General features: G+C 64.3%; 4 protein-coding genes. 3 read left to right on the top strand and 1 reads right to left on the bottom strand.

Annotated elements, in window-relative coordinates; translation table 11 throughout:
* A partial coding sequence (locus QZY44_RS27425; RefSeq protein WP_295455594.1) for a hypothetical protein occupies positions 1 to 265 on the bottom strand: 265 nt, incomplete at its 3' end.
* Between the two features lie 543 nt (positions 266 to 808).
* On the opposite strand from QZY44_RS27425, the gene QZY44_RS27430 reads away from it, so the two are divergent.
* The 3 genes from QZY44_RS27430 (at position 809) to QZY44_RS27440 (ending at position 1,736) form a co-directional block, all read left to right on the top strand.
* Positions 809 to 967, top strand: coding sequence for a hypothetical protein (locus QZY44_RS27430; RefSeq protein ID WP_295455597.1), 159 nt, complete (start codon positions 809 to 811; stop codon positions 965 to 967).
* Positions 968 to 1,163: 196 nt separating this feature from the next.
* Positions 1,164 to 1,361 (top strand): hypothetical protein, encoded by a 198-nt coding sequence (locus tag QZY44_RS27435; protein WP_295455598.1) that lies wholly within the window; start codon positions 1,164 to 1,166, stop codon positions 1,359 to 1,361.
* Between the two features lie 18 nt (positions 1,362 to 1,379).
* Positions 1,380 to 1,736: a YARHG domain-containing protein gene (locus QZY44_RS27440; RefSeq protein ID WP_295455600.1), complete on the top strand. Its 357-nt coding sequence runs from the start codon at positions 1,380 to 1,382 to the stop codon at positions 1,734 to 1,736.
* The last annotated feature ends 217 nt before the right edge of the window (positions 1,737 to 1,953 follow it).

Below are 1,953 nucleotides of genomic sequence, written 5' to 3' on the forward strand. Positions count from 1 at the left end.
AACCCAGGGGCTCTGACTCCCGGCCGGTCGCGTCGATCCGTACCGCGGAGAAAGCGATGTGGTCGTAACCATCGGCTGCGCAGAAGCGGTCCAGGTCCTCCGAGGTCAGGGCCTGTTTGGCGGTGAAAAAGCGTAGGCGTCGCGCCTCCGGCGAGAGTGACTCGAAGCAGCGGACCAACAGTTCGCGGTCGTGTGGACCTGAAGGCCGGATGCGGTAGGTCGAGCCGTCGGCCAGGCGCCGATCAAAATGGAGTCGATGAAACATGAGAAACCTCCTGCCAACGAGGCAGGTCCCGGATGCAGGCCGCTCGGCGGCCCCAGGAGTCCGGGACAAGTGAACAATATTCCAAAGATGGGTTCACCAGCCGTATCATTCAAGCAACATTGTCGCTTCTTTGCCAATGGCGCGTATTTTCGATACTAAGGTCCAAGAATTGTGGCAACGACTGAGTCGTTGGACGATTTGAGCATTGCGTCAGGCGGCACATGACCGCGTCGCTGGTTCCGGGCCAATCTGGGCGTCTGCGCCGCCCGCTCGGTCTGCTTCAGATTGGGCGCAACCGCTGGCGCTCACCATGCGTGCCAGACGGCGATCACCGGTATGGCGTACCTTCATCCGAGTGTTATGGCCAATTCAGACTCCCGTCACAACCATCGTCGCTAGCCGCCCCTCGCCTCGCTCCCCTGGTTTGCCTGCTGCCCGGCTGGCTGTCGCCGCCCGCAGCCGCCAACGATTTCGAGGCCGCAGGAATCGCCGCTGGCTAGTGTCGCTTGACACCTGGCACCGGTCGCGCCGAGTCGCATCCGCATGGTCACCGAGCGCGTGGTGCTGACGCAGGGGGCCAAGGACTGGCACGCGGATTCCACTTATCTTTTTCACAACCCCACCGCTGAGACGATCACCACCTTCGCCTTCCCCGAGGGCTGTCCGCAATCCGCGACGAACGGCAGGGTCTCCGGCATCTAGGTCGACCCGCAGTTTCGCGACCTGACCACCCGGGTGCGCGGTCAGCCGGTCGAAACCCGCCTGATCGAACAGCTGCTCTGGCCCGGACTCGCACTCTGTATCGGGCGCGTCCACGCCTTCGACATTACGCTGGCCCCCAGGAGCGTGTCGAGGTGCGACACTGCATCGGTTCTCTGCCGGTACCGGGATCGGGTTCGTGGAGGTTCGATACGTCACCCGCACCGGCGCCTTCTGGAACGGCCCCATCGGCTCCGCAGAATTTATCGTCTCGCCGCGCACCACCGCCCATGGCCGGAGTTTGCCTGAAGGGTTCCGCTTCGCGGGATTCGAAGAGCGCGTGGGGGACCCGGGGGAGCCCAGGCCCCTCGCCTACCGCTTCACGGCCAAGGACTAAACACCCAAACAGGACTTCGTGGTCGCCCTGCACGGTTGGCCGCTGGCCAGTTCTCTGGCCGCTGAGAAGGGGATCAAACTCCCCTGCCCCGACGCGGCCACCATCACCGGCGGCGACCCGGCCGCGGACGTCACGCCGGACCCGGAGGCGGACGCGCTGCTCCACGCCCTGGACTCGGCCGACCTGGTCTTCTGCAGGAATCTGCCCTATGCCCGTCACGGCTACCGCTTTGCGCGCCCAGCGCTGCGGGCCGTCTTTGACCGGGAGGTCGCGGTCCCCGCCGATGAGGACGGACCCAGCCACCGCCGGTTCCGGTTCGGGGCGGCTAACCCTTTCTACTGCGATGCCCTACTCGACTCGATCGACCGGCGTTAGCTCGCGGTCATTCGCAAGGAGCAGGAACGACGCACCCCTGGCCACGCTGAAACAGGGACGGGCTCAGCTAGGATGCCTTGAGCAACAGGCATTGTTACCTAGTGCCTGACAGGAAACTCGCATTTTCCAGCACCGTCTATTCGTGACGGCCGGGAAATCCTTGGTCGAGCCGTCCCGGACGACGCGCGTATCTGCAATTAATACCAAACGCGTCTGC

It is taken from the genome of uncultured Thiodictyon sp., from assembly GCA_903837595.1.
Lineage (GTDB): Bacteria > Pseudomonadota > Gammaproteobacteria > Chromatiales > Chromatiaceae > Thiodictyon.